The following is an 8787-nucleotide window of genomic DNA, read 5'->3' on the forward strand; positions in this document are numbered from 1 at the left end:
CGGCGCGGCGCCCAGCATCGCCAGCACGGCCATGGCAAGCACCGCCGGCCGCGCCCGTCCGGCGGGGAAAACCGTCGCCCCCCGGATGGACCGGAGAACGACCCTGTGCAGAACGGGGCGAAGCTGCATAATGGGGCCAGCCTATCCCATCACGCGGCCGAGGGAAATCCGTCGCGCCGACCGTCACAGACATCAGCCTGGAAAAGCAGAGCACCCCGTTCATGGCCGACGCCCTCGCCCTGCTGTCGCTCTACCTCGACTGGGGTGTGGACACTGCTCTGGACGATCAGCCGCACGATCGGCTCCAGGCCGCCGAGGTGCACGCCGCCCCGCCTGTCGTCCCCGACGCAACTTCGCCCCTCCCCCCCCAGGCACGCACCCCGAAGGCGGCCTCCCTCCGCCCGACGCCCACGACCGACAGTCTGGCCGGGGATGCCCTTCGGCGCGCGGCCGGTTGCGCGACGATCGAGGCGCTGGGCGCGGCATTACGCGACTTTGACGGCTGCGCTCTACGACAGACGGCCACGCATACGCTCGCGCCGACCGGGGCCCATGGCGCGCCGGTCATGGTAGTCGGCGAAGCCCCGGAGGCCGAGGAAGACCGAACCGGACAGCTGCTGGACGGGCCGATCGGCGCGCTAACGCGCCGCATGTTCCAGACCATCGGTCTCGAGGCGTTCAGCTACGCGCCCGTGGTGCCCTGGCGGCCGCCGGGCGGACGACCGCCGAGCGACATCGAGCTGCGGCTCTGCCTGCCGTTCCTGCGGCGCGCGATCGTGCTGTTGGCGCCCCGCAGGCTGGTGGTCATGGGCGCGCTGCCCGCACGGGTCCTGTTGGACGACACCCCGGCACGTCTGCGCGGACGTTGGCATGCGCTCGACGCCGGCGGCGACACCCCGGTGCAGGCGCTGGTCATGCGCCATCCAGGGCAGTTTGCGGCAAGCCCGGCGGCACGGCGCGAGTCCTGGCAGGACCTGCTGAGGTTACGCGCTGAACTGGACAAGGAAATGACATAATATTGACGAGAACCGCCGTCATGGCTCGATGAGAAGTCGCGCGGGAACTTTTCCGCGCGACCATTATCCAGCGGTTTTACATAAGAAAAACAGCCATGATTACACTGAGACACACGATCGGTGCTCACGCAGGGCTTGCCATCCTGCATCAAAGGGCATAAGTCCCCCCGCCAATGAGAGGGATATTGCACAGCCCCCACCGGTTCAGCGCCCGCGCGTTCCTCGCAGGGGCGGCATTTTTGGCCGGTGCGACAGCGACCAGCCTGCGCGCCCAGACGCCGCAGACAGGACCGCAGGGTGGACCCGACCGCAACGAGGAAACGGCCTTCGCCATGCCCCGCTTCGCACCGCGCGACGGCGGCGCGGTGGCGTTGCCGCGCCCGTTGTCGGCCGAGGACGCGGCACTGGTCCGTCGTATTTTCAGGCTTCAGCGCGCCGGTCAGTTCCAGGATGCCGTCGAGGCGACCACCCGTCTGGGCGATGACACGCTGCTGGCCGACCTGCTGGCCGACCGCTATCTCAATGCCGGTTTTCATCCGACCCCTGGCCAGTTGCGCCTCTGGCTGCACACCTATTCCGCGTTGCCCGACGCCGCCGCCATCCGGGGCCTCGCCCTCGCGACGGCTCCGCACGGCACCCCCATGCCTACCGTGCCGTCTCACGGGACGCCGCTGGCCCCCGATACGGACACGACCCGCGCCAGCCTGCTGCGCGACGACGAAAGCGCGGCCGGGCTTGGGATCGTGCGCAACGTTCTTCTGGACCGCACGGTCCGGGAGCGCGCCGGATCTGGCGTCAAGGGTGCGCGCAGTGCCCTTCGTCTGATCGCCTCCACACCGGGCATGACGCCGCTCTACGCGGCACAGTTGCGGGCGGAGATCGCCCTGACGCTGCTCGGCGCGGGCGAAAGCGCCCGTGCCCGCGATATCGCGCAGTCCGCCGTCAGCCAGTCGGGCGAGCGCCTGGGTCTGGCGAGCTACGTCGCCGGTCTGGCCGCATGGCAGGACGGCCGTGCCGACATGGCCCTTCCCCTGTTCGAGGCCGCGTCCCGTGCGCCCCTGACCACACCCGCCATTCTGGCCGCCGCCGCCTTCTGGGCCGCGCGGGCGCATGAACGGATCGGGGACGTGGCGGCTTATGAGCCATGGCTGCATCGTGCCGCTGCGGCTCCACACAGTTTTTACGGCATGCTGGCCGGCGAAATCCTCGCACGCACGGCGCCCCATGCACGACGCCCGCGCGAGGACGACACGCCTCAGCCTCCGACCGGCGTCGCCGAAGCGGACATGCGTCTGCGCCTGAGCCCGGGCACACCCGTGCTGGGCGAAATCGACGTGGAAGCGGTTCAGGCCATGCCGCAGGGACGCCGCCTGTTCGCTTTGCTGCAGGTCGGCGAGACGGAGCGCGCCGAAGCCCTGATCCGGTTCCTGTGGTCTGACATCCAATCCAACGCCGCGTTGTGCCGGTCGGTGCAACTGGTGAGCGCCGCCGCCGGGCTTGACGCACTGGCGCAGCAGCTCGACACGATTCTGGTCGCGCGCAGCGGTCAGCCGATCGACGCGGCCGACGCACCGATGCCACGCCTGTCGCCCCATCACGGGTTCCGCATGGACCCGGCTCTGGTCTATGCCCTGACGCGGATCGAATCGAACTTCGACCCGCACGCGGCCTCCGGCGCTGGTGCGCACGGCCTGATGCAGCTGATGCCCGCCACCGCCGACTTCGTCAGCCGCGACGGCGCGGGACCCACTGCGGCTTCGGCCAGCCTGCAGAACCCGGCGCTGAACCTCGAGATCGGGCAGCTCTATGTGCTGTATCTCGCGCGGCTGTCCCACGCAGGCGGGACGTCAGCGGAGGGCGGAGACCTGATCCGCGTGCTGGCCAGCTACAACGCCGGCCCGGGCATGCTGACGCACGATAACCCGATGACGACGGACGACCCGCTGCTGTTCATCGAGACGCTGCCCGGCGCGGAGACCCGCGACTATGTCCATCACGCGCTGACCTATCTGTGGATCTATGCGCGCAAGATGGCACTACCTACGCCGTCGCTCAGCGCGCTGGGGCGCGGCGAGTGGCCCGCGTTCACAGCCGAGCGGCAGTTGGTCAGCCAGCGGACCACACTGCACTGAACACGGCGTGCGTGCCCGGCGCCGTCGCTCAGCCGCGCCACGCTCGTCAGCGTATCGGCAACCAGCACGGCGCTGCCTGAAACCGGTGCGGCTCTTTTGTCCGGAGGGACGTCACGGCCGAACAGTGGCCTCGCCCGATCGCGTTACACTCCGCTGGAGGGTCGGGCCTCGGTCGGAGGCACGACATGTGGGCCCGTCGGTATTTGCGTGTGGAAATCGAAATCCGTAGGCCGCATCGTCCAGCGCAGTGAAACTGCGCGCGTCCAACGAGGCACACGCGTCAACTTCGAACGCCTCACGCCGACAGATTCACGGTGTGCACGACAAGTCTTTTCCAAAGTGCGTGCCCAGGACCACGCCATCCGAACAATCCGGCGCCGAGCCACGACCGCGCGACGCAAGAATGCCTGCACCTCAGCACATCGAGTCGTCATGTTCCTTTGAAAGACACGACTTTCCCGAAGCGATCGACGAATCCACTCCAGCGAGAGACCGAGACGCCTCCCCGCTTTGACGTCAGAACCGACCATCCATACATGCGTTCGCACGTCGCCGACGATCGTCATGCGCGCAAGAGACAGATCCGAAAACCTATGCGCCGTACAGGGAATATCTGGCGCGCTGAAAGAAGCCCACAGACTCGATCGGTCGCGTGATGACAGTATGCATCGGCGTAATAAAACCATGTTATTTCATCGGCGATGTTACACCGAAAACGTACACGCCACACACGGACGTATGCCAGAATGCCACGGACCGACATACGCCAGACCGCGCGCGATGCAGACAAGGCGCGTGGTTATCGACGAAACGCCAAGGGAACACGCAGGTCGAAAAACAGCACGATCCAATCAAAGACGTTCGAAAAATACTTCTAAAGCCGATCGCCGTCGGGCAACCAGGCACGCACCAGCCCCCGGCACGCACGCGACCGACGTGCGACGATCAGTTCTCGGCAACCGCCTGACGGCTGGCGCGGATTCGTGTGACACGCCGGTTTTCCATATCCAGAACCTCGAACAGCCAGCCATCGAAGACCACCTTGTCGCCGACGGACGGTACACGGCGCAGCAAGGCGAGCATCAGACCCGCCACGGTGTGATACGTGCCGGCTGCCGGCAGGTCGCGCAGGCCGAGACGGTCGCGCATGGCCTCGGCCGACCCCGATCCGTCCAGCAGCGCCATGTCCTCGCGCACGGCCTCGCGCTGGGATTGCGAGCCCGCGGACGCGTCGTGCTCGCCCACGATCGCCTCGAACAGATCGGACGCGGTGACAATCCCCTCGAACGAGCCATATTCATCCAGCACGAGAGCGAGCCCCAGCGGAATGGTCCGCATCCGCTCCAGCATCTCAAGCGCCGAGATCGTGTCGGGAACCGAGACCGGACGGCGCATCGACGAGGCAACCGACACCGGCAGACCTTCGAGAAGCCGGTCCAGCATGTCCTTGGCCATCAGTACGCCGACCGGGTTATCCACCTCTCCATCGCACACGACGATACGGGAGTACGTCGTGCTGCGCAGTTTGCGGACCAGTGTCTCGTAGTCCGCATGGCGATCGATCCAGTAGGCCTCGTTGCGGGGGGTCATGATGGCGCGCACCGGCTGGTCGGCCAGCCGCAGCAGGCGCTCGATCATGTCGCGCTCGCCGTGCTCCAGCACACCGGCCTGTGCGCTTTCCGCGATCAGAGCCTTCAGTTCCTCTTCGGTCACCGACTGGCGCTTGGCCGCTCCGATCCCGAACAGACGCAGCACCAGCGTGGAGGCATGGCTGAGCACCCACACGGCAGGGCGCGTCACGATCGCCAGCCCCTCCAACGGCAGGGCAAGCCTGCTGGCGATCACTTCGGGACTGCGCAGGGCGATCTGCTTGGGCACGAGTTCGCCCAGCACCAGCATCGTGAACGTGATGGCCAGCACCACCACGACCATGGAGATCTCGGCCGCGAAGGGACGGAGCGCCGCCACCTGCGCGATCATCGGCGTCAGATGAGCCTCGATCTGGACGCCGCCGAACGTGCCCTCGAGGATCGAGACGAGCGTGATGCCGACTTGCACCGTCGGCAAAAAGCGTTGCGGATCCTCGCTGAGCCTCAAGGCCCGATCGGCCCCTTTCACCCCGCGTCCGTGCAGGATCGCGAGTCGTGCGCGACGCGCCGAGATGAGGGCAAGCTCACCCATGGCGAACACACCGTTGAGCAGGATGAGACAGAGGATGATCAGAATGGAGGCAATCATGGCTCCCCTCTCTACACCGGGATCATCCGTTCGCGCACCCTGCTTGCACGTCACGCCGGAACGCGTGTTCGACGGCCATAAAAAAAGCGGAGCCGAAGCTCCGCTTTTCCGACAGGCCGATGCTGGCCTACCTCAGTCGGCCGCGGTCTCGATTGCGGAGTCGGCCTTCACCACCCGTACGCGCGGCGCGCGGGCCGGCTTCTTGGCGGCGGAAAGCTCTTCCATCTTCTGCTCGACGTGCTGGGCGAACACGTATTGCGCCGGACGCTGGTTGGCGAGGGAGATTTCCGGCGCCATCGGCTTTTCAGTCTCCGGGCCCATGAACGCCACCTTGGCGATGTGCCACGGACGACGCACCGCATCCATCACGGCCGTGGACTCGTATCCCGAATGCACCATGCAGTCGGCGCATTTTTCATAGTTGCCGGTGCCGTAATCGTCCCACTGCGTGTCGTCCATCAGTTCCTGGAACGTCTTGGCGTAGCCCTCGCCCAGCAGATAGCACGGGCGCTGCCAGCCGAAGACGGTGCGCAGGGGCTTGCCCCACGGCGTGCAGTGGTACGTCTCGTTGCCGGCCAGGAAGTTTAGGAACAGGGGCGACTGCGTGAAGCGCCACTTCTTGCCCTTGCCCAGACGGAAGATGTCGCGGAACAGCTGCTTGGTCTTCTGACGGTTCAGGAAGTGCTCCTGATCCGGGGCGCGCTCGTAGGCATAGCCGGGCGCGGTCATGATGCCGTCGACGCCCAGGGCCATGACCTCGTCGAAGAACGCGGCGATCCGCTTGGGGTCCGCGCCGTCGAACAGGGTGCAGTTGATCGAAACCCGGAAGCCGCGCTCCTTGACCTTCTTGATCGCGGCGACCGCGCGCTCGAACACGCCATCCTGGCAGACGGACGCGTCGTGCATGCCCTTGTCACCGTCGAGATGGATGTCCCACGAAAAGAACGGCGACGGCTCGTAATCGTCGAGTTTCTTTTCGAGCAGCAGGGCGTTCGTGCACAGGTAGATGTATTTCCGGCGTGCGATCAGGCCGCGCACGATCTCCGGCATTTCCTTGTGCAGAAGCGGCTCGCCGCCCGCGATCGCGATGACCGGCGCGCCGCATTCGGTGTCGGCATCAAGGCATTCCTGGACCGACATGCGCTGATTGAGGATCTGGGCCGGATAGTCGATCTTGCCGCAGCCCGCGCACGCCAGATTGCAGCGGAACAGTGGCTCGAGCATCATGACAAGCGGATAACGTTTGCGTCCGGTGATGTGCTGCTTGACGACATAGGAACCGACCCTGACGGCCTGCATTATCGGAACGGCCATGTAACCTCTGCTCCTGGACCGGCCCGCGCCGGTCGTGTTCTCGGTGTCTCAGTCAGAAATTTCTTATGCGCATCCCGGCGCGGAAAGAAAGCTTTAACCGCCAGAGCCGTGCGGGATCGGCATAGCGCCGTTGCGACCCAAACGTGTCGAAGCCTGTCAAGCGCACAGCTATAGGACAAACGCGGTCCGATACTCAATCCGGTTGTCGTCTGTGTGGCAAATTAGCAACAGTGAGGGAATGGAATGGTTTTTAACCCTTGATTTCGTGCCCATATGGTTAAAACGAGGAGGCCGGATTTCGTTGGTACAGGACTCCGCACACTGTTTTCACGCTGGACACTGCCCGTAACCTCGCCGGGCCGGCCGTGCGCCGCCAAGAACAAGATGGACCGTCACAGAGCATGACCACCCTTCCCCCGGCCGACACCGTCGCGTCGTCGCCTGATTCCACCCCGATACCGACACTGGGCCGTTTTCCGGTTCTGGACCGTGTTCGCGGTCCTGCGGACCTGCGCAACCTGTCGGTGGACCAGCTGCGGCAGCTGGCCGAGGAACTGCGGGCGGAGACGGTGGACGCGGTCTCGACGACGGGCGGGCATCTGGGGGCGAGCCTGGGCGTGGTCGAGCTGACGGTGGCCCTGCACGCCGTATTCGACACCCCCGACGACCGGGTGATCTGGGACGTGGGCCATCAGGCCTATCCCCACAAGATCCTGACCGGCCGGCGCGAGCGTATCCGCACCCTGCGCCAGCCTGGCGGCCTGTCGGGCTTCACCCGCCGGTCCGAGAGCGACTACGATCCGTTCGGCGCGGCCCATTCCTCCACCTCGATCTCCGCCGGCCTGGGCATGGCCGTCGCCCACCATCTGCGCGCCGAGCGCGAGCCGAGCTACCGCGAGCGCAACGTGATCGCCGTCATCGGCGACGGCTCCATCTCCGCCGGCATGGCCTATGAGGCGATGAACAACGCCGGCGCGGTCGAGGGCGCGGACCGCCTGATCGTGGTGCTCAACGACAACGAGATGTCGATCGCCCCGCCGGTCGGCGCCATGTCGAACTACCTCACCCGCCTGATGTCGTCGCGCCAGTTCCTCGGCCTGCGCGACCTCGCCGGCAAGGTCGTCAAGAAGCTGCCCGACCGGCTGGAGCGCACCGCCAAGCGCGCCGAGGAATATGCCCGCGGCATGATCACCGGCGGCACCCTGTTCGAGGAGCTGGGCTTCTATTACGTCGGCCCCGTCGACGGCCACGACCTCAGCCAGCTGGTCCCCATCCTGCGCAACCTGCGCGATGCGGAGGACAAGGGCCCGATCCTGCTGCACGTCATCACCGAGAAGGGCCGCGGCTATACCCCGGCCGAGGCGGCGGGCGACAAGTATCACGCCGTGGCCAAGTTCAACGTCGTCACCGGCGAGCAGAAAAAGGCGCCCCCCGGGCCGCCGACCTACACCTCCGTCTTCGGGCGCGAACTGGCCCGACGTGCTGCCACCGACGACCGGCTGGTCGCCATCACCGCCGCCATGCCGTCGGGCACCGGGCTGGACGCGTTCGCCCGCGCCCATCCCAACCGCTTCTTCGACGTCGGCATCGCCGAGCAGCACGCCGTGACGTTCGCCGCCGGCATGGCGACCGAGGGCATGCGGCCGTTCTGCGCCATCTATTCCACCTTCCTGCAGCGCGCCTACGATCAGGTCGTCCACGACGTGGTGCTGCAGAACCTGCCGGTGCGCTTTGCCATCGACCGGGCCGGGCTGGTGGGCGCCGACGGCGCGACGCACGCGGGCGCGTTCGACATCAACTATCTCGGCTGCCTGCCGAACATGACGATCATGGCCCCCAGCGACGAGCTGGAGCTGCTGCACATGACCGCCACCGCCTGCGCGTATGACGCGGGCGCGATCGCCCTGCGCTATCCGCGCGGCTCGGGCCTGGGGCTCGACCTGCCGGTGGCGGGTGAGATCCTGCCGATCGGCCGGGGCCGCATCGTGCGCGAGATGGGGCGCCAGTCCGGCGCCGAACAGGGCGGGATCGCGATCCTGAGCCTGGGCACCCGTCTGGGCGAGGCGCTCAAGGCCGCCGACCAGCTC

General features: G+C 66.6%; 5 protein-coding genes. 3 read left to right on the top strand and 2 right to left on the bottom strand.

What is annotated here, in order from left to right; translation table 11 throughout:
* Positions 1 to 221 precede the first annotated feature (221 nt).
* Positions 222 to 1016 carry a uracil-DNA glycosylase gene (locus tag HUK82_RS12450; RefSeq protein ID WP_176614271.1) on the top strand — a complete coding sequence of 265 codons (795 nt, stop codon included), beginning with the start codon at positions 222 to 224 and terminating at the stop codon, positions 1014 to 1016.
* A 173-nt stretch (positions 1017 to 1189) separates the two neighbouring features.
* Positions 1190 to 3148 (top strand): transglycosylase SLT domain-containing protein, encoded by a 1959-nt coding sequence (locus HUK82_RS12455; protein ID WP_176614272.1) that lies wholly within the window; start codon positions 1190 to 1192, stop codon positions 3146 to 3148.
* A 945-nt stretch (positions 3149 to 4093) separates the two neighbouring features.
* Here HUK82_RS12455 and HUK82_RS12460 read toward each other — a convergent pair.
* Together HUK82_RS12460 and hpnH are read right to left on the bottom strand one after the other, a co-directional pair.
* On the bottom strand, positions 4094 to 5386 hold the full coding sequence (locus tag HUK82_RS12460) for a hemolysin family protein (protein WP_176614273.1): 1293 nt from the start codon (positions 5384 to 5386) through the stop codon (positions 4094 to 4096).
* A 132-nt stretch (positions 5387 to 5518) separates the two neighbouring features.
* A complete protein-coding gene (gene hpnH / locus HUK82_RS12465; RefSeq protein ID WP_176614274.1) occupies positions 5519 to 6700 on the bottom strand; it encodes an adenosyl-hopene transferase HpnH in 1182 nt (393 codons plus the stop codon).
* Between the two features lie 401 nt (positions 6701 to 7101).
* On the opposite strand from hpnH, the gene dxs reads away from it, so the two are divergent.
* The coding region (dxs, locus tag HUK82_RS12470) for a 1-deoxy-D-xylulose-5-phosphate synthase (protein WP_176614275.1) at positions 7102 to 8787 on the top strand (1686 nt) is incomplete at its 3' end.

Origin of the sequence: Ameyamaea chiangmaiensis, assembly GCF_013376175.1 — a bacterium.
GTDB lineage: Bacteria > Pseudomonadota > Alphaproteobacteria > Acetobacterales > Acetobacteraceae > Ameyamaea > Ameyamaea chiangmaiensis.